Source organism: Streptomyces sp. NPDC059989, from assembly GCF_042736975.1.
In the GTDB taxonomy this organism is placed as follows: Bacteria; Actinomycetota; Actinomycetes; order Streptomycetales; family Streptomycetaceae; genus Streptomyces.
Genome location: NZ_JBHWUO010000013.1, coordinates 151,422 through 170,661, shown reverse-complemented (window position 1 = coordinate 170,661; position 19,240 = coordinate 151,422). Strand labels below are relative to the sequence as shown.

Sequence of the window (19,240 nt, the reverse complement as noted above, 5' to 3'; positions counted from 1 at the left end):
CACGAACCCACAGGTGATCACACATGCCCGCATACGCTCCGTCCGCCGAAACCCTCGCCCCGGACCACCGCTCCCAGCTCGACGTCGCCGGCGAGCTGACGGCCCTGCTCCGTGACACCACCACCGAACCCCGCCCCGACACACAGCTGGAGGCGCTGACCCTGGCCGTGGCCGCCGACCTGCCCGTACTCCTGTGGGGTGAGCCGGGCATCGGCAAGACCGCGGCCCTGACCCAGCTCGCCGAGTCCCTCGACCTGCCGCTGACCACGGTCATCGCCAGCGTCCACGAGCCGTCCGACTTCTCGGGCCTGCCCGTCGTCGGGGACGATCCCGCGGAGCAGGGCGTGCCGATGGCCCCGCCGGACTGGGCCGTGCGGCTGGTCCGGGCCGGCCGGGGGCTGCTGTTCCTGGACGAACTGTCCACCGCTCCCCCGGCCGTCCAGGCCGCCCTGCTCCGCCTCGTCCTGGAGCGCAGGATCGGCGCCCTGAAACTGCCGCCCGGGGTACGGATCGTGGCCGCCGCCAACCCGCGCGCCTCGGCCGCCGACGGCTGGGAGCTGAGCCCGCCGCTCGCCAACCGGTTCGTCCACCTCCAGTGGATCCACGACCACGAGGTCGTCGTACGCGGCCTCGGCGGGACCTGGCCCCGGGCGACCCTGCCGCGGCTCGATCCGGAGCGGCTGCCGCAGGCCGTGGTCTTCGCCCGCCGTGCGGTGTGCGCGTTCCTCACCGCCCGCCCCAAGCTCGTACACCAGCTGCCCACCAACGAGACGCGTCGCGGCGGCGCCTGGCCCTCACCGCGCAGCTGGGACATGACGCTGTCCCTGATCGCCTTCGCGACCGCGGCCGGCTCCGCCAAGGAAGTGCTCTCCCTGCTGGTCAGGGGCACCGTGGGGGACGGTCCGGGGCTGGAACTGCTGGCCAGCCTCGACCGGTTGGACCTTCCGGACCCCGAGGAGGTCCTCGCCGACCCGGCGGGTGCCGTCCTGCCCGAGCGCGGTGATCTGCGCCAGGCCGTACTGGACGCGGTGGTGGCGGCGGTCCGCAAGCGCCCGGAGAAGTCCCGCTGGGACGCGGCGTGGGCGCTCCTGGTCCGGGCGGTGCAGACCGGGGCACCGGACCTGGTGGTCGTCCCGGCGACGACACTCGCCTCGCTGCGCCGCGCGGACTGGGAGGTTCCGGAGTCCATCGAGCGGCTCGCCGGAGTGGTGACCCTGTCCCGGCGGGCGGACGACGCGGCGAACCGTACGGCGGCCCGCGCCGGGCTCCCCGCGAGGGCCGGCCGGTGAGCCCGAACGCTCCGGGGCAGCTGGACCTCGACAAGCTGTTCGCCGCCCGGCTGCACGCCGCCCGGGTCCGCCCCTACCTGGCGACGGCACTGTTCGCCCTGCACACCGTGGAGTCCCGTCGGGTACCGACGATGGCCGTCGACCGGCACTGGCGGTGCTACGTCTCACCGGCGTTCGTGGACCGGACGCCGGTGGAGGAACTCGCCGGGGTGTGGGTGCACGAGGTGTCACACCTGCTGCGTGACCACCACGGGCGCGGCGACCGGGTCGCGCGCGAGCGCGATCTGACCGGCCCGGGCGAACGGCTGCGGATGAACATCGCCGCCGACTGCGAGATCAACGACGACGCCTTCGGCGACGGGCTGACCTGCCCCGAAGGCGCGGTCACGCCAGGGTCGTTGGGGCTGTCCGAGGGGGAGCTGATGGAGGACTACCTGCGGCAGTTCAGCCTCGGCCCGATCACCCAGGACCTGGTCTGGCTGGACTGCGGCAGCGGCGCCGACGGACTGGACCGGGAGTGGGACCTGGGCGCGGACGGCGCGCACGGGCTGAGCCCGCAGGAACGCGACGCGGTCCGGTTCCGGGTGGCGCAGGGCATCACCGGCCGTCCGGGCAGCGCCTCGAAGGGCTGGCAGCGGTGGGCGGAGGAGGTCTTCCATCCGCCGCAGCCGTGGCGGGAGTTGCTGGGAGCGGCGGTCCGATCGGCCACCTCCGGTTCGGGAGCGGGCGAGGACTACAGCTACGGCCGGCCCTCGCGGCGCTCGGCCGGGCTGCCCGGCATCGTCCTGCCCAGCCTGCGGCGCAGGCCGCCCCGGGTGTCGGTGGTCATCGACACCTCCGGGTCCGTCAGCGATGCCGAACTGGGCAGCGCGCTCCTGGAGGTCGCCGCGATCTCCCGGGCCGTGGGCGGCCGCCGCGACCTGATCACCGTGGTGCCGTGCGACGCGGCGGCCCGCATCGCGTACCCCCTGTGCCGCGGCGAGGGCATCCCGCTCCTGGGCGGCGGGGGTACGAATCTGCGCACGGGCTTCACCAAGGCCCTCCGGTCGGGCCCGCGGCCGGACGTGATCGTGGTCCTGACGGACGGGCAGACGCGCTGGCCGGACGCGCGGCCGCCCTGCCGGACGGTGGTCGGCCTGTTCCCGCGGCAGCGGACGGCCCGTTCGTGGGACGAAGACGATCCCGACTACGTGCCGGACTCGCCCCCCGAATGGGCCCGCGTGGTGAACATCGGCTAGAGCCTGTCTCTTGGAAGTGCGGTGCGCATGGTGCTGCATGCCGGATCGAAATCCTGTGGCAGCAGCGCTTGCCCCGCAGCGGCTGATCGAGCGGGTCGTGGGCCTCGACGAGGCGGCAGCGCTGCTGCCTGGCTTAAAGCTTTCTATTAGGTGCTCTAACTCCCACAGCTGACGGCCTGGAAAATAGGGTGCGGTCGGCTGAGCTGGGGTGATGGGTAAGCGATGCGACAGAGAGACTTGAGTATTCCGCCCTGCTGCAACTGATCGACGAGCGGTCGGCCGCGTTCCGGAGTGCGGTTGCCGCCGCGCCCAGCCTTGAGGCGCCGGTGCCGTCCTGCCCCGAGTGGACGTTGTTCGATCTGGTGCACCACCTGGGTACGGGCCAGCGCTGGTGGGCCGCAATCGTCGCCGCGGGCCCGACCGAGGCTCCGCCGGCCAAGGATGCCGCGGAGGTGCCGCGCGAGCTCGAGGCGCTGCCGGCCTGGTACGCCGAGTCGAACGAGCTGCTGCTGAGTGCGCTGCGCGAGGCCGGCCCGGAGCGCGAGTGCTGGACGTGGTGGGGCGCCGGCGTATCGCCGACGAATGCCTGGGGCGTTGCCCGGCGCCGGGTGCACGAGGTGCTGGTGCACACCTACGACGCCCAGCTCGCCGCAGGCGCCGTGCAGCCGATGCCGGCGGACGTCGCGATCGACGGCGTGGCCGAGTTCCTCGACACCTGCAACTCCACCCCGGCGGCCTGGCCGCACGAGGCCGCCACCATCCACTACCACGCCACCGAGGGCCGCTCCTGGCTCCTCTCGTTGGACGGCACCGGCGCCTGGCCCGCACCCCGGACGACGCCGCGCCCGCCTCCGCTGCGGCCACGGGCACGGCCGAGCAGCTGCTCCTCTTCGTCTCGGGCCGCCTCACATTGAGCGACCTGAAGATCGAGGGCGACCAGCAGGTGTTCGAGCGGCTGATCGCCTGGGAGCCCGAGGAGTAGCCAGTCAATACCGCCGGCGGACGGCCTTGATGACGACCGCCTCGGTGAACATCGTGAACAGCTCTGCGTCCGCGCGGCGGACGGCCAGTACGGCCTCGTACAGCTCGGGCCCGAGCGCCTCCCGCAGCACTGCCGACTCAGCCAGGAAGGGGATATGGCTACGACCAGGCTTTCTGTTAGGTGCTCTTGGACCGGGCCTCCCCCGCCGGGATGACGATGATCGATCCGTTCCACGGCTGAATCCACGGCGGACGCGGCCGGGGCGGCGGGCGTGGCGTCGGGATGTGTACGGGTTGTCGGGTGATGATGGCGCAGTGCGACTTGATCACGTGTCCTATGCGGTGGCCCGCGACAGCTTCGTCTCTACCGTCCAGTGGATCGGGTCGGCCCTGGGCGCCGGGTTCGTCGACGGGGGCGTGCACCCGCGATTCGGCACCCGCAATTTTATTCTCCCGCTGAGCGGCGGCACCTACGTCGAGGTCGTCACCACACTCGACCACCCCGCCGCCGACCGCGCACCCTTCGGCCAGGTGGTCGCGCGCCGCGCCGCCGAGGGCGGCGGCTGGCTCGGTTGGGTGGTCTCCGTCGACGACATCGCCCCGGTCGAGGCCCGCCTCGGCCGCACCTCGGCCGAGGGCCACCGTGTCCGCCCCGACGGGTTCGACCTGAGGTGGAAGCAGATCGGCCTGCTGGAACTGCTGGAGGACCCGCAACTGCCCTATTTCCTTCAGTGGTTGGTCCCCATCGAGGAGCGCCCGAGCGCCGACCCGCGCACCTCCACCACCATCCACGGGGTCTCCATCGCCGGCGACGCCGCCTCCATCGCCGAATTCCTCGGCGAACCGGCCGACCACCCCCTCGAACAGATCGACGTCACCTGGGTCGAGGATGAGGAACCGGGCCTGGTCTCGGTCGAGTTCGCCACCGCCCACGGCCCGGTCACGATCTGACCAGGGCCCGACCGCCCCGCGGGAGCAGCCGGCGGGGGTCTCCTGGCTGGCGCGTGCCTCTTTGATGGGTTGGTCAGTTGATCGGATGTGTCCGTCCGATTAGTGATCACTGATGCGATGTGGGGCCGGATCGAGCCGCTGATGCCGGCCGATCCGGTCCGCGGCAGGCGGTGGGCCGATCACCACCGCACCCTTGAGGCCATCGCGTGGAAGTACCGCACCAACTCGCCCTGGCGGGACCTGCCCGACGAGCTCGGCCCGTTCCAGACCGCCCACAAACGGCTGATCAGATGGGCCGTCGACGGAACCTGGCAGAACATCCTGACCGCCGTGCCGGCGGCCCCGGACGCCGATGACCGTGCACGGCCCCTGGCCCTGACCGTCACCGCGGGCCACGCCGCGACGCACCCGCCTTCGAAGCGGTCATGGCCCGCATCCGCGTGCCACGAAGTGGGCCCGGCAGGCCCCGAACCCGGCCGTTGACCGTGCTCGCGGACCGGGCCTACTCCTCCCGTGCCATCCGGTCCCACCTGCGACGACGCGGGATCCGCGGGTTCATCCCGCAGCCGTCCGACCAGATCGGCCACCGCCTGTGGCGAGGACGCCGAGGCGGCCGCCCGCCCGGCTTCGACACCGAGATCCACAAGCAGCGGAACACCGTCGAACGCTGCAACAACCGCCTCAAGCAGTGGCGCGGCCTGGCCACACGATGCGACAAACTCGCCACCGCCTACGAGGCAGCACTCCACCTCGCCGCGATTCTCATCTGGGCACGGCGCTGACCAAAGAGACAGAACCTAGCCTCCCCGGCTGCCGGCTAGCTGCTGCACTGGGTCAGTTCGCCGCCCTGCCGAACGGTGTACTGCCCGGGCGGCACGTTCAGGACCTGGAAGCCGCCGTTCTCCGCGATCTCGACGGACCCGCCGTAGCCGGACGACCCGTGCCAATAGGCCGGGCCCGGGGTGAAGCCGCCGCCGGAGAGGTGCACCTTGTTGTTCTCGAGGAGGCCGGAGACGGAGCAGGTCGCGGCCGGCGTGGACTGGGGGACCGCCGCGAGGGCGGTGGGGGCAGAGACGAGTGAGGCGGCCACGAGGGGGCCGAGGACGAAGAGGTGTGTGCGCCGGTTCATGAGTCTTCCTTACCGGGGGGAATCGGGAAGCCGCGGGCCGCACGCCCGGCGCCCCGGGCAGGCCCTGTCAGCCGCCGATACCGTCCGGCACTGACCGGCCGCGCGCCGCGAGCGGGAGGCCGTCCCCTCGCCGGGGACCGGGTCCGAGCCGAGAGCGAGGACCGCCGCCTTCCCATCGTCACCCCGCCCCCTCGTCGGTGCGACCGGGGACCGGAGCGCCCCGCCGCGCAGCCCGGGCAGCGCCGGAACCCGCTCGGTCGGCACTCGGGCTCGGGGGCTCGGCTCGCTGCGGCCGGGCCAGGATGTCGGGTCAAGACCTCGCGTGGGCGCTGTCAGTCGTGTCTGGCAAGGTTCGCCCGTGAATGATCATCTGATGGATGCAGACGCGAGGCCCCTCGTGGGGGTCCTCTGCCCTGCCGACCGCCGGGGTGAGGGCTGATGGGCGACCACTTCCAGACCATCGCCGACATCGACGCCACCGCCGAGGAGGCCGAGGCACTGGGGGCTCGGGTGGTGGCGTGGCTGGTCGCGGAGGGGATCGTGCGCGCCGAGCGGACGTACGAGATGCTCGGCAGGCCGGTGTACTCGCCGGGCCCGCGGTGGGACGACGTCACCGAGTGGCCGGTGCGGGGCGGCTGCGACGGGCTGGCCGTCATCACCAGCCGTACGGTCTTCTGGGGCTCCCTGGGCTCCGACGGCTCCCCCGTCTGCCCGCACTGCTCGACCCCGGGTACCACCGCGCCCTGGCCGGAGGCCGTGGACGCCTGGCACAGGACCGGCGCCTCCGAGCTGCGGTGTCCGGCGTGCGACCGTCGGGTCCCTCTGGCGGAGTGGACGTGGGAGGAGGACCGTTTCGCCTTCGCCCACCTCGGCTTCGAGATCTGGAACGCGGCCCGGCTCCGCCCGGAGTTCGTCGCCGAGTTCGGCCGGGTCCTCGGCCACCGGATCCGTACGCTCGCGGGGAAGCTCTGACCACCGATGAAATCGGCTCTGCCCTGGTGATTGCCCGGGACCCGCTGCAGGGCCGGCTCCTGATGCCTCTGCAACCAATTCCCGCCCGCGCGGGTCCTCCATGCCGGGGCCCGCGCGGGGCTGCGTCGTACTCAAGGGTGGAGGAGTGCCGTGGGGGTCCGCAGGGTAGCGAGAGGCATCGGCGAGTTCCTGGTGGAGCTGCTGGGGGAATTCGTCGCCGAGGTGGTCCTCAGCCTGCTCGCGTGCGCCCTGCTCGCCTGCCTGGCGCTGACCGCCTACCTGAGCTGGTCCTTCAGCCCGCCCTTGACCATCGCGGGCGCCGGACTGCTCAGCCTCTTCCTCGCCCACGGCGCCTGGCGGACCTTCCGCGACCCCGCGAAGGGCCGCCGCCGTCGGGGCCTCGCCGCCGCGACCACGGCCGGCTTCACCCTGACCGCCACGACGGCCGGCTTCCTGTTGTTCTACGCCACCGACTGCGGCTGCCTGTGACGTAGGTGAGACGTCGCGGCGTCGTGTGCCGGAGCCGTCCGTCTCCTGATGCCGGCCTGTGGCCCCCGGCGCGCGGGCGCGACACCTGGCGGTCATCCGCCGGCTGCGCCAGGTACGTTCCCAGTCCTCCCGCTCGTGGCGATCAGGGCCTTACCATGCGCGTGCGAGGCGCGTGGAGCGCATGGCGGGGCGTCAGGGGGAGGCGCGATGGCCGGACGACCGTACGACCGCACACCTGGACCGGGCGAGATGTCCCAGGACCTGCCGGACCGTGCCTGGCGCGGGCTGCCGGGCGGGGTGGAGCTGTACCACCTGAGGCCGGACGGCGGCATCGTGCTGGCCGACCGGGAGGGGGCCCGGGAGCTCGGGCCGGAGCGGGAGTTCCTGCGTTTCATCGACGACGGACAGTTCGCGCACTATCTCGTGGGTGACGCCGGCACCTCGCCGGAGCGGCCCTCCAACGCCACGGTGAAGCTCGGGGTGGTGGGACCGCGCAGCGCGTTCACCCCGCACGCGCACGGGGGCGAGCACTTCGTCCTCAGCCTCGGCCACGCCGCCTGCGGACTCTACGACCCGGACCGCGGCCGCGTCACCGAAGTCCCGCTCGTGCCCGGCATGTTGATCCGGATCCCGGAGATGATGCCGCACTCCTTCGCGAACCGGGGTGACGCACCGCTGACCATCCTCGCCGCCAACACCGGATACGGGATCGACCACGAGGACTACGCGATCACCGCGGCGGAAGCCGAGCACCGGGCGGCCGTGAGGGGCGGGCCGACCGGCCCGGCGGGGCGCGCCGCCGGGGCGGCCGCCACGGTCGCCGACGCCGCCACCGACTACCGGGTCCTCGCCGCCGCGTTGCGCGACATCGAGCGCGCCCAGCGGGTCCACGGAATCGCCGGCACCACCGTCCGCGAGCGGCTCGCCGCACGGCTGCGGCGGGTGGCGACGGCTTTGGAGGTCCCCCGGTGATCTGCCCGAACTGCGAACGCAACCTGCTCCGCAAGGAGCGCACCGGCAACATCTGCTCCCACTGCAAGCGCCGCTACGCCCTCGACCCCAAGACCAACTCCCTGCGCCTCAACGACCTCCGGGTGCGCCGGATAGCCACCGGGCTGACGGACAACGGCCGGATCCGGATCACCCCGGGCCAGTTGTGGTACGCCCTGTCGCGCAAGCGCCTCAGGGAAGCCGAGTTCGCACCCGGATGCGCGGGCGGGGCACTCGTCGGCGGCGTGCTCGTCAGTTTCTGGGCCATCTTCGGCAAGCTTCCGTTCATGCTGTACGTCGCGGGAGCCCTGCTGGCGACCGCGCTCGGCATCGTGATCGCCCGCCAGATGGGTGCGGGCCAGGGCATCGCGCCCATGACCCGCGGCTCCTTCCGTTCCGAGGCGCTCGCCGAATGGCTGCAGGTGTACGGGAGCCTGCCGGCCGGTGTGGTCGACGACGGCGGCCAGCCCTGGCCCCGGCGGCCGGCGGACGCGCCGGCGCCCCACGCCGTCCTCGTCTGCCCCGATCCCTCCATCGCCGCCTTCCTCGCCGCCGACGGACTGCCCGACCGCCACGGCATCGCCCTCGTCCAGGGCCCCGAGCACGTCACCGCCCTGCTCCCCGCCCTGCCGCCGCGCGGCCCGGTCCTGGTGCTCCACGACGCCGACGCGCGCGGTGAACTGCTCCTGCGGCAGCTTCGTGACACCCACCCCGGGCGCCCGATCGTCGACGCCGGAGTGTCGCTGCGTACCGTACGAAGCCTGCCGAAGGCCGTCCCGTACCGCGAACCCGAACGGAAACCCTCGGCGGAGGAGATGCACCGGCTCACCGCCCTCGGCGAGTTCACCGAGGAGGAGCTGAAGTGGCTGGCGCAGGGCTGGCGGTTCCCGCTCGTCGGCGTTCCCCCGGTCCGGCTGCTGGCCGTGCTCGACCGGCTCGCCGAACAGATCGGCCGCGGTGTCGACGCCGAACGCCGCCACGCCGCGGAGGTCGGCTTCATGACCTGGCCCGCAGCGGCCGGCAACGGCCCGGACCCGGCAGGTGGGCGGTGATCTGCCCGAACTGCTCGACCGAGCTGAAGCGCAAGGAGCGCACGGGCCAGGTGTGCTCCCACTGCCACCGCCCCTTCGCCCTTGACCCCAAGGTGCACGGCCGCGGCATGCACGACCTGCGGATCCGCCGCTGCGTGGACTCCCTGACCGACCGCGGCCGGCTCACGGTGACCCTCACCCAGCTGTGGTACCGCTGCCGCACGCACAGCAGGGCCTGGCCGGCGCGCGAGGCACGCGGGGTCCGGCCCTGGATCCGCCGGCTCGTGACGCTGCCGGTCGCCGGCGGGCTCCTCGTGTGCTGGGCCCTCACCAGCGGAACCCCCGCCCTGCTGGCCGCGGGCGCCGCCGTCGCTGTCCTCCTCGCAGCGCCCAAGCTCCTCCCCTACGATCCGGCCCTGGCCGCGGGCTCGTACCTCAACCCCACCGAGCGGGACTTCCGGCGGCTGATGACCGGCGAATGGCGTACGGCCTACGGGGGGCTGCCGCCGGGGGTGGTGGACGACGCGGAGCGCCGCCCCGGGCACACCGCGCCGCGGCCGCCCCGGCCCAGGGCCGTGATCCTGTGCACGGACCACTCCGTAGCGGTGTTCCTGCAGGCCAACGACATGCCCGTGCGGCTGCGGGCGGTGCTGGTGGAGGCGGAACCGGAATCCGCCCACCAGGCCCTCGTGGACGTCCCCGGGCGGCTACCGGTCGTGGTGCTGCACGACGCGAGCGCGCTGGGCGCGCTGCTGGCACCGCTCCTGCGCATCGCCCATCCGGACCGGGCCGTGGTGGATGCCGGGCTGCCGGTGGCCGTGGTCCGGGACCGTGACGCCGCCGTCCACCGCTTCTCGCCCGTCCCGGCGGGTTCGCGTGCCCCGGCCGTCGACGCCGGGGAACTGCGGGCCGTGGCGGGCCTGTCCGAGGAGGACGCCGCCTGGCTGGCCGAGGGGTTCTGGAGCCCCATCGCGGCCGTGCCCGCGCCGCTGCTCGCCGCTGTCGTCGAGGAGGCGGTGGAACGGGCCGTGGCCGCGGACTCGGCGGGGAGCGACTCCGCCCCGGAGTACGGCTTCTTGACCTGGCCGCACGCGGACGGGGCGGCAGGCGCGGACACCTCCGGGAAGAAGGGCACGCCCACCGCATGAGCACGAGTACGAGTACGAACACGGGTACGGGTACGGGTACGAGCCGGCCTCGCTCCCCGTCCGGCCGCTCCGGAGCCCCCGCCTTCGGCGACCGGCTGCTCGACCTGGCGATCGGTGCGGCCGCCGGCCGCGCGGCCGAGCCGGGCGGACTCCGGTTCACGGAGCGTCAGCTCTACTACGAGACCTGCCGCGTCCTCAGCCCGGCCGCGCCGCTCCTGCGCCGAGTGCCCGGTACCCCGCCACCGGTGCTGCGCCTGCCCTCCTTCACCCGCGCCCTGGACGCGCGGGGCCGGGGGTCCGTACCGGGCCTGCTGCCGGCCGCGGTGCCCCCGGCGGCACCGGCGGCACGGGCTGACGATGCGCAGGACCGGCCGTCCGAACCGGACCTGTACGACTACGGGCTCCCCCGCCTGCTGCTCTGCCAGGACCGCTCGATCGCCGCGATGCTGCTCGCCAACCACGTCCACCTGGAAGCGGCCTGCCCCGTCCTCGCCGCACCCGACGCACTGCCCCTGCCCCCGCGCCTCCTCGCGGCCCTGGAACGGGCCGACGGCGCCACGGTGCACGTCCTGCACGACGCGAGCCCCGAGGGCGTCACGCTCCCGGCCCGGGTACGCGCCGCGCTCGGCCCCGTTCCCGGGGTACGGGTCAGCTCGCTGGGGCTCGTGCCGCGGCACGCCGCCGCCCTGCGGCTGCCTTCGGGACGCGGCCCGGCCGTCGCCCCGGCGGCGGGCGCCGACTGGCCGGCCGCGCTGCGGCCGCGCGAGGCCGCGTGGCTGGCGCGGGGCCGGTTCGCCCAGGTGGCCGCCGTACCGCCGGCCAGGCTCGTACGGACGGTGCTGCGCCTGACCCGGGGTCCGCGGCCGCCCCGCGACTCCATGTGGGGCGAGCTGAGCGGTCTGCGCACCGCCGGCTTCATGACCTGGCCCGCCGCGTGAACGGCCCCCGTGACCCCTTCCACACATCCGAGGCAGGCACACGATGATCCGGCCCCAAGAGATCGGCTACGCGGACGAACTCCTCGCCGACGGCACGGTCCACCGCAGATACGAAGACGGCCTGGAGGAGTGGCGCAGCCGCACCGCCGGCCGCCCCCACCTGGTGCACTGGCGCGACAACCGGGGCGCCTCGGGGACGGACGAGCTGCTCGGCAACCGCGTCATCAAGCGCACCCTCGCCGACGGCACGGCCACCTACGCCCGGGACATCGGCTACGGCCGCACCGTGTGGCCGCGCGGCGAGAAGGTCACCGTCAACCGGAGCTCCTTCGGCGGCCGGGTGGGGGTGCTGCTCGCCGGCTTGGGCGTGGCGACGCTCGCCATCACTGCCGCGCACCTGCCGCCGCTGAGCATGACCCTGGAGGAGGAAGAGGCCCTGCGCCGCCAACAGGAGCAGAACCAGGCCTCGTCGTCGGGCGGCGACGGCGGGGGCGGGGATTCCGGAGGCGGCGGGGATTCCGGCGACGACAGCTGGGAAGCGGGCTGGGACGGCGACGACGACGGCTGGAGCGACGACGACTTCGGCTGACCCGGAGCGCACGGCGCACGAAGCGCAGAGCAGGAAGCACGCAGCAGTACGCGGCAGTACGCGGCAGTACGCGAGCACGAAGGAAAGGAGCCATCGGTGGCACGCTTCTGCGCCTGCCTGGCCGACACCACCGGGCAGGCCCGCGCCCATCTCGACGCGATGGGCGCGGTCGGACACGGCCGCGACCCCGTGGACGTACCGGGCGCCGCGCTGGGCCTCATCCCCGGCGAACCCGGCCCCGCCACCGGCCCGTTCACTGCGCACGGACGCACCGCGGTCGGCGAGGTCACCCTCCACAACCGGCCGGTGCTGTTCGCCGCCCTCGCGGCCCGGGCCGCCGCACCGCCCCCGCCGATCGACTGCCCCGACGGCGAACTCCTCCTCCACTGCTGGGCGTTGCTCGGCGAGTCCGGAGTGGCGCTCGCCGAGGGGATGTTCGTACTGGCCGTGCTCGACGGCCCCGACCTGGTCCTGATCCGTGACCACGTCGGCGCCCGCACCCTCTACTACGCGCGGGCCGGCGCCGCCTGGGCCGCCTCGACCTCGCTGCGCGCTCTGCGCCGCTGGCCGGCGCTCGGCACGTCCATGAACCTGTCGGCCGTCCGCTCCTTCCTCACCTTCGCCTACCTGCCGGGCGAGGAGACCCTGCTCACCGGGGTCCATGAGGTGCTGCCCGGCCGGGTGCTGCGGCTGGCCCGCGACGGCCGGGTCACCGAAACGGTCCACTGGGAGCCCCGGGAGCACATCGAGGACCCCGGCCCCGCCGACCCGACCGGCCATGTCCTGGCCCTGCGCGCCCTGCTGGAGCAGGCCACGGCGGCCCGGCTGCCCTTGGCGGAGCCCGCCGCGGTGCTGCTGTCCGGGGGCATCGACAGCTCCCTCGTCACGGCCCTGGCGGCGAAGCTCCACAGCCATCCCGTCCACACGTACTCGATCAGCTTCGGCGACGACCTGCCGAACGAGCTGGGCTACTCAGGGCTGGTGGCCTCCCACTCCCACACCCGGCACCGGATCCTGAACGTCTCGGGGGCGGCGGTGGCGGCGCGGCTGGCCGAGGCCGCGGCGCTGCTGGACAGCCCGGTCGGGGACCCGCTGACGGTGCCGAACCTGATGCTGGCCGAGGCGGTGGCCGCGGACGGCGCCTCCGTGGTCCTCAACGGCGAGGGCGGCGACCCCGTCTTCGGCGGCCCCAAGAACCTCCCCATGCTGGTGCAGGAGATGCACCGTACGCCGGGCGCGCCTTGGGACGAGGACCGGGCGACCGCGTACCTGCGCTCGTACCGCAAATGCTGGACGGACCTCCCGGTCCTGCTCACGGCCCCGGTGCTGGAGGCCCTACGGGACGCCCCGCGCCCGGAGCGGCACGTGGAGCCGTACCTGCTGCCGGAGACCGGCGCCGGTGGTCCGTACGCCATGGAACACCTCCTCAACCGGCTGCTCCACTGCAACCTGCGGACCAAGGGTGCGCACCACATCCTGACGAAGGTGGAACGGCTCACGTCCTCCCAGGGCGTGGAGGGCCGCTCCCCGCTCTTCGACCGGTCGGTCATCGACCACGCCTTCGCCACCCCGCCCGGGTACAAACTCCGCGGTACGGCCGAGAAGTGGATCCTCAAGGAGGCCGTACGGGACCTGTTGCCGGGCACGGTGGTGGACCGTCCGAAGAGCGGGATGCGCGTGCCGGTCCAGCAGTGGCTGACCGGTCCGCTGCGCGAGCTGGGGCACGAACTCCTCCTCGGCCGCCGTTCCCGGCAACGGGACCTGTTCCGCCCGGAGACCATCCGTACCTGGCTGAAGGGCGAGGGCACGCTGCTGCCCCGCCAGGGCGGCAAGCTCTGGCTGGTGCTGACGCTGGAGCTGTGGCTGCGGTCCTACGACGTGTGAGCGGCCGCCCGGCTGACGCACCGGATCCAGGGGGACGAGCGCGGCCCCTCCCCCGGGATCCCACGCCCTACCCGAGGGGCGCCTGGCGATCGACTGCCTCGACGAGGCTGTCCTCGATGCGGGCCAGGACCTGGATCGCGGCGTCCTGTTCGTCCGCGCCCAGACGGGAGGCGACGCTGTCTTCGAGTTCCGCCCAGATCTGTTCGACGTCCTTGCGCAGCGCGAGGCTGGCGGCGGTGGGTTCGATGATGGTGGCGCGTTTGTCGGTTTCGCTGGGCCGCCTGCGGACGAAGCCCGCGTTTTCGAGGCGCTTGATCGTACGGGTCATGGTGGCGGCGTCCGAGCCGAGCAGGCGCACGAGGTCGGCCTGACGCTGCGGGCCGAGGTCCCAGAGCTGCATCATGACGAGCTCCTGTCCGGGGTGCAGCCCCACGCGGCGCAGGAGCTGCCCGGCGAGCATCCGGTGCAGGCGGGCCACGCGGAAGATCGCGTGGGTCATCTCGCCGGCCTGGACCGAGGGCGGCATCGGCGGGCGGCTCACGTTCGCGGCGGCCGCTGCCGCTGCCGCGGATGATGCGGCACCTGGCTCGTTCGACACGTCGCCCGCCCCCACTCCTCCTGATTGCTGCTCGAACAGGAACACCTTACCCTGCGCGGCACTCCATCGCGCAGCGCGAGAAGACCGGGGCGAGAGCGCCGGCAAGTGACCCAGATCACACCCGTCCGGGAATCGATCCGCGGATTTACCTGTTCGGACAGGTAATGGCATCGCACGGTGCCACCCACTCACCGAACCGAACGGGAATCCGATCATGACTACGGCCTTCGCCCCCTACGAGCTGGGCGGCATCCACCTCTCCAACCGCATCGTCATGGCGCCCATGACCCGCAGCCGGGCCTACGGACCCGGGCAGACCCCCACCGAGCTGATGGCGGCCTACTACGCACAGCGGGCGAGCGCCGGCCTGATCGTCACCGAGGGCACGCAGCCGTCGGTGGTCGGCCAGGGTTACCCGGACACCCCCGGCATCCACTCCGCGGAGCAGATCGCGGCCTGGCGCAAGGTCACCGACGCCGTGCACGGCAAGGGCGGTGTGATCTTCCTGCAGCTCATGCACACCGGACGGGTCGGTCACCCGACCCTGATGGGCCTCACTCCGGTCGGCCCCTCCCCGGTCACGGCGAAGGGCCAGGTCTACACGCACAACGGGCCGCAGGACTTCGTCACCCCGCACGAGCTGACCGATACGGAGGTCGCGCAGACCATCGCCGACTTCGCCACCGCGGCGCGCAACGCCGTCGCAGCGGGCTTCGACGGCGTGGAACTGCATGGCGCCAACGGATACCTGATCCACCAGTTCCTCGCACCGAACTCCAACCGGCGCACCGACGCGTGGGGCGGCAGCCCCGAGCGGCGGATCCGCTTCGCCGTCGAGACCGCGAAGGCGGTGGCCGATGCCATCGGTGGGGACAAGGTCGGCTTCCGCATCTCGCCCGGAAACCCGTACAACGACATCGACGAGAGCGACCGGCCGGACGTGGAGGCCACCTACGCGGCCCTCGTGGACGCGCTCGCCCCTCTCGGCCTGGCCTATCTCCACCAGTTGGAGGCGCCCGAGACGCGCGACCTCGTCGCGCGGCTGCGCAAGGCGTGGCCGGGCACCTTCGTCCTCAATCCCTTCACGGACACGGCCCCCACCGGACCCGACGCACTGACCCTCATCGAGGACGGCACCGCCGACCTGATCGCCTACGGCGCCCTCTTCCTCGCCAACCCCGACCTGCCCGCCCGCCTCGCCGCCGACGGCGGCCCCTTGAACACCCCCGACAGCACCACGTTCTTCGGCGGCGACGAGCGCGGCTACACCGACTACCCCGCCCTCGCCTGACACGGTCCTCCGCTCGTGAGGGTGCCCGGCAGCGCCTCCCGGCCGGTCGTTCAGCGGAGGGACTCCTTCGGGGGGCGCTCGCGCAGGGCTCCGTACGAGATGAAGTAGGCCGGGATCCGGTTCAGCCAGCGTGAGTCGGTGACGAGCTCCGTCATCCGCTTGGCCCGTCGGGGATCGCCGAACGCCGTGCGGCCGGCCAGCAGCGGTTCGATGACCTGGGTGTGGGCGAGGCGCTGGAGGCCTTGGGTCGCCACGGTCGTGGGCCAGCGGCGGCGTTGGACGCGGCGCACGTCGCGGAGTCCCACGGTGCCCTCGCGCAGCGGACGCACCAGGTGGCGGGCCGCTGCCACCGCGTCCTGGACGGCGAGGTTGATGCCGATTCCGAAGACGGGCGACATGGCGTGGGCGGCGTCGCCGATGCACAGCAGCCCGGGGCGGTGCCAGCGGCGCAGGCGGTCGAGTCGTACGTCGAGCAGTTTCACCTCGTCCCAGGAGGTGACGGCGTCGCTCCGGTCGGCCAGCCAGGGGGCGGCGGCCGTGAACTGGGTCATGAAGCGCTCCAGGCCCTCGGCGCGGCGCTCCGCGTCGGTTCCCTTGGGAATGAGCCCTGCGCACTGCCAGTAGTCGCCGCGGTCGATGAGCGCGGTGAAGAACCGCTCCCCCAGGCCGCCCACGAGCCCGCTGGGGTCGTCCTCATGGCGCGGCAGACGGAACCACCAGGCGTCCATGGGGCACGGGAAGTCTTCCAGACCGAGTTCGGGCAGTGCTCGGGCCAGTGAGCCGCGGCCGTCGCAGGCCACGGTCAGGGTGGCCCTGAGCTCGCCGGTGCCGCCGTCCGCGGTGCGGTAGCGCACGCCCGTGACCCGTCCGCGCTCGATGAGGAAGGAGGTCGCCTCGGTGTCCATGCGCAGGCGGAAGGAGGGTTCCCGGCCCGCTTCGTCGGCGAGGAGGTCGAGCAGGTCCCACTGGGGCACCATCGCGATGTAGTTGTACTTCCCGTGCAGCGCCCCGATGTTCCCGACCATGACCAGGGACCGGTCCGGCCCGATGGGCAGCTGCACCGAGGTCACCCGACGCTGCGGCAGCCGGGCGAACCGTTCGGCGAGGCCGATGTCGTCCAGCAGCGACAGGGTGGAGGGGTGCACGGTGTCACCGCGGAAGTCGCGCAGGAAGTCGTTGTGCTTCTCCAGCACCGTCACCTCCACACCGGCCCGGGCCAGCAGCAGCGCCAGCACCATTCCGGCCGGCCCGCCTCCCACCACGCAGCACGTCGTACGCTCCACGGCAACCACTCCCTTCGCGGGGATCGGGTGAGCCCCAGGGGACGTATACCGCACCGAGGGCGGCGGGGCCGGTAACGGCGGCGCCGGGCTGACCCGGCGTCAGCCCGGCCCGGTGCTACCGCACCGCGGTGAAGAAGGTGGTCAGCACCGGCGCGAGGGCGCGCGGGTCGACGTTGTGGTCCTGTCCGGGGAGGGTGTGCAGGGTGTAGTTGTCCCCGTGGGAGGCGAGTTCCTTCGCCCCGTTGGCCATGTACGTCTCGCCCGCGCTGCCGTGGCCGACGAGGACGGGCACCTTCACGGACCGCCACCGGTCGGTGGGCAGCGGCCGGCCCGACATGGTGTCGCCGATCACCTGGCCGTCGTAGGGCAGGGTCGGGGCAGCGGCCTCCCACGCGGCCCAGACCGGGGTGTGCCGCATCCTGGCGATGCCTTCGTCCGGCACGGCCAGGCCCGCGGTCAGGAAGTAGGTGAGGGCCTCGGTCGCGTCCCCGCGCGCGACGAGCGCCTTCATGCGGTCGACGTAGTCGGCGGGCAGCGGCGGGCGGGTCCCGTCGACGACGAACGGCGGCTCGTACAGGGCCAGGGCGGAGACCGCGCTGCCCCTGGCCACGGCCTCCAGGGCCAGGACGGCTCCCAAGGACATCCCGAAGAGCAGCACCGGGCCGCCCACCCGCTCGATCAGCGCGTCCAGGTCGTCGACCTCGCGCTGCACGTCGTAGACGGGGTGGTCACCGCTGTCACCGCGGCCCCTGCGGTCGTAGTTGACGACGCTGAAGTCACGCGCCAGCAGCGAGGCGAGCGGTGCGTGCCGTGCCCGGGTCATCAAGGTGCCGCCGACGAGGATCAGCGCCGGGCCCTCGTCGCCGTGCCGCTCACCCGCGATCGCCGTACCGTCGGACGAGATCACCTTGAACATGCCGAATCCCCCTGCTCTCAAGGCCGTTCGGGCCTTGCACCCACCATCGGCCACGCCCCGGGCCAGAACCCGTCACCGGGCCGGGGGGCTGCCCTGGCGGTCAACTGCCCCCGCCCGTACGGTACGTCCGGCACACAGCACGGTGACCTGTACAGACGGACGAGATCACGCGCGGGCGACCTGGTCGAACCACCACACACCACGCCACGTCGACGGAAATTCCCTACCGCGGCGGCCGGAAGGGGCGGAGACTCGTCCCATGGCTGACATGGGGTCTTTCCGAGAAGCGGTCACCGCGTGGGCGGCCGGTGGCCCCGGCGATCCCGCGCGCGAGCTGGCCGCGCGGCTGCCCGTCCAAACGGTCGTCCTGCTCGAAGGGCCGAGCGACGTCGCGGCGGTGAACGCGCTGGCCGAGAGCCGCGGCCGGGACCTGGCGGCCGAAGGGGTCTGCGTCCTGTCGATGGGCGGTGCGATGAGCGTCGGGCGCTTCACCGAGCTCCTCGGGCCGCCCGGCCTGGGCCTGCGCCTCGCGGGACTGTGCGACGAGGCGGAGCGCGGCTACTACACCCGCGGCCTGGAACGGGCCCGTGCGGCGCAGGAAGGGTTCTTCGTCTGCGCGGCGGATCTGGAGGACGAGCTCATCCGCGCGCTGGGCACGGCCAGGGTCGAGGATCTCGTACGGGCGGAGGGCGACCTCCGCGCCCTGCAGACCTTCCTGCGCCAGCCCGCACAGCAGGGCCGCAGCTCACAGCAGCAGTTGCGGCGCTTCTTCGGCACGAAGAAGGGGCGCAAGATCCGCTACGGCCGCGTCCTCGTCGAGGCCCTCGAACCCGACCGCGTCCCCGCCCCGCTCGACGACCTTCTCACCTGCCTCTGAAGGCTCCTATGCGAAGTGGCCCGCGGATCGTGCGGCCGCTGCCCCCGGAAAGTATGATCAAGCAATGTCTGACATGACCGAAACCACGCCCGGCTGGCTGACCACGGATGAGCTGGAACTGGCCAGGGCCCGGATGCCGATCCTGTACGTGGAGGCCGTGCCCGTACGCGTGGACGACAGCGGCGAAGTCACCAGCATCGGGCTGCTGCTGCGCATCGGCCCGGACGGAACGGTCAGCCGAACCCTGGTGTCCGGCCGCGTCCTGCACCACGAGCGGGTCCGTGACGCGCTGCTGCGCCACTTGGAGAAGGACCTCGGCCCGATGGCCCTGCCCCGCGTCCCCGCCTCCCTCCAGCCCTTCACGGTCGCCGAGTACTTCCCCACGGCGGGCGTCACCTCCTACCACGACCCGCGCCAGCACGCCGTGTCCCTCGCCTACATCGTGCCGGTGGTCGGCGACTGCCGCCCCCGGCAGGACGCCCTGGACCTGGTCTGGCTCAGTCCGCAGGAGGCGGCCTCCGCCTCCGTGCAGAACGAGATGCCGGGCGGGCACGGGGTGCTGCTCAAGCAGGCGCTCGCCCATGTGGGACACGCCTACTGAGCTGGAGCTGGTTCTCCCGGCGGCACGCGGGGAGCGGGTGGAAGC

Annotated in this window: 19 protein-coding genes and 2 pseudogenes; 16 read left to right on the top strand and 5 right to left on the bottom strand. The window is 73.0% G+C overall.

Annotation, left to right across the window (positions count from 1 at the left end):
- The first annotated feature begins 23 nt into the window (after nt 1-23).
- The 3 genes and pseudogenes from ACFWBN_RS14570 (at nt 24) to ACFWBN_RS14560 (ending at nt 3,509) form a co-directional block, all read left to right on the top strand.
- On the top strand, nt 24-1,289 hold the full coding sequence (locus ACFWBN_RS14570) for an AAA family ATPase (RefSeq protein ID WP_385176093.1): 1,266 nt from the start codon (nt 24-26) through the stop codon (nt 1,287-1,289).
- A complete protein-coding gene (locus ACFWBN_RS14565; protein WP_385176090.1) occupies nt 1,286-2,527 on the top strand; it encodes a VWA-like domain-containing protein in 1,242 nt (413 codons plus the stop codon). Before ACFWBN_RS14570 ends, ACFWBN_RS14565 begins: the two co-directional genes overlap by 4 nt.
- 254 nt (nt 2,528-2,781) lie before the next feature.
- Nucleotides 2,782-3,509, top strand: a pseudogene (locus ACFWBN_RS14560) (maleylpyruvate isomerase family mycothiol-dependent enzyme).
- 4 nt (nt 3,510-3,513) lie between these two features.
- On the opposite strand, the gene ACFWBN_RS14555 reads toward ACFWBN_RS14560, so the two are convergent.
- Nucleotides 3,514-3,639 carry a hypothetical protein gene (locus tag ACFWBN_RS14555; protein ID WP_385176087.1) on the bottom strand — a complete coding sequence of 42 codons (126 nt, stop codon included), beginning with the start codon at nt 3,637-3,639 and terminating at the stop codon, nt 3,514-3,516.
- Nucleotides 3,640-3,823: 184 nt separating this feature from the next.
- On the opposite strand from ACFWBN_RS14555, the gene ACFWBN_RS14550 reads away from it, so the two are divergent.
- Complete coding sequence (locus ACFWBN_RS14550; RefSeq protein ID WP_385176084.1) at nt 3,824-4,459, top strand: VOC family protein; 636 nt, start codon at nt 3,824-3,826, stop codon at nt 4,457-4,459.
- 87 nt (nt 4,460-4,546) lie between these two features.
- Nucleotides 4,547-5,241 (top strand): annotated as a pseudogene (locus ACFWBN_RS14545) (transposase).
- A gap of 35 nt (nt 5,242-5,276) precedes the next feature.
- Here the strand turns inward: ACFWBN_RS14545 and ACFWBN_RS14540 are convergent.
- Nucleotides 5,277-5,588 (bottom strand): hypothetical protein, encoded by a 312-nt coding sequence (locus ACFWBN_RS14540; RefSeq protein WP_385176081.1) that lies wholly within the window; start codon nt 5,586-5,588, stop codon nt 5,277-5,279.
- Nucleotides 5,589-6,026: 438 nt separating this feature from the next.
- On the opposite strand from ACFWBN_RS14540, the gene ACFWBN_RS14535 reads away from it, so the two are divergent.
- The 8 genes from ACFWBN_RS14535 to ACFWBN_RS14500 all read left to right on the top strand — a co-directional run bounded on the left by ACFWBN_RS14535 (nt 6,027) and on the right by ACFWBN_RS14500 (nt 13,629).
- Nucleotides 6,027-6,560, top strand: coding sequence for a hypothetical protein (locus ACFWBN_RS14535; protein WP_385176079.1), 534 nt, complete (start codon nt 6,027-6,029; stop codon nt 6,558-6,560).
- A gap of 150 nt (nt 6,561-6,710) precedes the next feature.
- Complete coding sequence (locus tag ACFWBN_RS14530) at nt 6,711-7,049, top strand: lysine transporter LysE (protein WP_385176076.1); 339 nt, start codon at nt 6,711-6,713, stop codon at nt 7,047-7,049.
- Nucleotides 7,050-7,256: 207 nt separating this feature from the next.
- Nucleotides 7,257-8,021, top strand: coding sequence for a cupin domain-containing protein (locus tag ACFWBN_RS14525; protein ID WP_385176073.1), 765 nt, complete (start codon nt 7,257-7,259; stop codon nt 8,019-8,021).
- Nucleotides 8,018-9,091, top strand: coding sequence for a hypothetical protein (locus tag ACFWBN_RS14520; protein ID WP_385176070.1), 1,074 nt, complete (start codon nt 8,018-8,020; stop codon nt 9,089-9,091). Before ACFWBN_RS14525 ends, ACFWBN_RS14520 begins: the two co-directional genes overlap by 4 nt.
- Nucleotides 9,088-10,218 (top strand): hypothetical protein, encoded by a 1,131-nt coding sequence (locus ACFWBN_RS14515; protein ID WP_385176067.1) that lies wholly within the window; start codon nt 9,088-9,090, stop codon nt 10,216-10,218. The genes ACFWBN_RS14520 and ACFWBN_RS14515 overlap by 4 nt, the downstream gene beginning before the upstream one ends.
- Nucleotides 10,215-11,156, top strand: a complete 942-nt coding sequence (locus ACFWBN_RS14510; protein WP_385176064.1) for a hypothetical protein — start codon at nt 10,215-10,217, stop codon at nt 11,154-11,156. Before ACFWBN_RS14515 ends, ACFWBN_RS14510 begins: the two co-directional genes overlap by 4 nt.
- Nucleotides 11,157-11,199: 43 nt before the next feature.
- Nucleotides 11,200-11,745, top strand: a complete 546-nt coding sequence (locus ACFWBN_RS14505) for a hypothetical protein (protein ID WP_385176061.1) — start codon at nt 11,200-11,202, stop codon at nt 11,743-11,745.
- Nucleotides 11,746-11,841: 96 nt separating this feature from the next.
- Nucleotides 11,842-13,629 carry an asparagine synthetase B family protein gene (locus ACFWBN_RS14500; protein WP_385176058.1) on the top strand — a complete coding sequence of 596 codons (1,788 nt, stop codon included), beginning with the start codon at nt 11,842-11,844 and terminating at the stop codon, nt 13,627-13,629.
- 67 nt (nt 13,630-13,696) lie between these two features.
- On the opposite strand, the gene ACFWBN_RS14495 is transcribed toward ACFWBN_RS14500, so the two are convergent.
- Nucleotides 13,697-14,155, bottom strand: a complete 459-nt coding sequence (locus ACFWBN_RS14495) for a MarR family winged helix-turn-helix transcriptional regulator (protein WP_385176170.1) — start codon at nt 14,153-14,155, stop codon at nt 13,697-13,699.
- A gap of 286 nt (nt 14,156-14,441) precedes the next feature.
- On the opposite strand from ACFWBN_RS14495, the gene ACFWBN_RS14490 reads away from it, so the two are divergent.
- Entirely contained in the window at nt 14,442-15,518 is a 1,077-nt protein-coding gene (locus ACFWBN_RS14490; RefSeq protein WP_385176055.1) for an alkene reductase, read from the top strand.
- A 50-nt stretch (nt 15,519-15,568) separates the two neighbouring features.
- Here ACFWBN_RS14490 and ACFWBN_RS14485 read toward each other — a convergent pair whose 3' ends face one another.
- A complete protein-coding gene (locus ACFWBN_RS14485; RefSeq protein ID WP_385176052.1) occupies nt 15,569-16,801 on the bottom strand; it encodes an FAD-dependent oxidoreductase in 1,233 nt (410 codons plus the stop codon).
- Nucleotides 16,802-16,916: 115 nt separating this feature from the next.
- A complete protein-coding gene (locus ACFWBN_RS14480) occupies nt 16,917-17,717 on the bottom strand; it encodes an alpha/beta fold hydrolase (RefSeq protein WP_385176049.1) in 801 nt (266 codons plus the stop codon).
- A 259-nt stretch (nt 17,718-17,976) separates the two neighbouring features.
- Between ACFWBN_RS14480 and ACFWBN_RS14475 the strand changes: the two genes are divergently transcribed.
- Both ACFWBN_RS14475 and ACFWBN_RS14470 read left to right on the top strand, forming a co-directional pair.
- Nucleotides 17,977-18,594 (top strand): TOPRIM nucleotidyl transferase/hydrolase domain-containing protein, encoded by a 618-nt coding sequence (locus ACFWBN_RS14475; protein ID WP_385176045.1) that lies wholly within the window; start codon nt 17,977-17,979, stop codon nt 18,592-18,594.
- Between the two features lie 64 nt (nt 18,595-18,658).
- A complete protein-coding gene (locus ACFWBN_RS14470) occupies nt 18,659-19,195 on the top strand; it encodes an NUDIX hydrolase family protein (RefSeq protein WP_385176042.1) in 537 nt (178 codons plus the stop codon).
- Nucleotides 19,196-19,240: the final 45 nt, after the last annotated feature.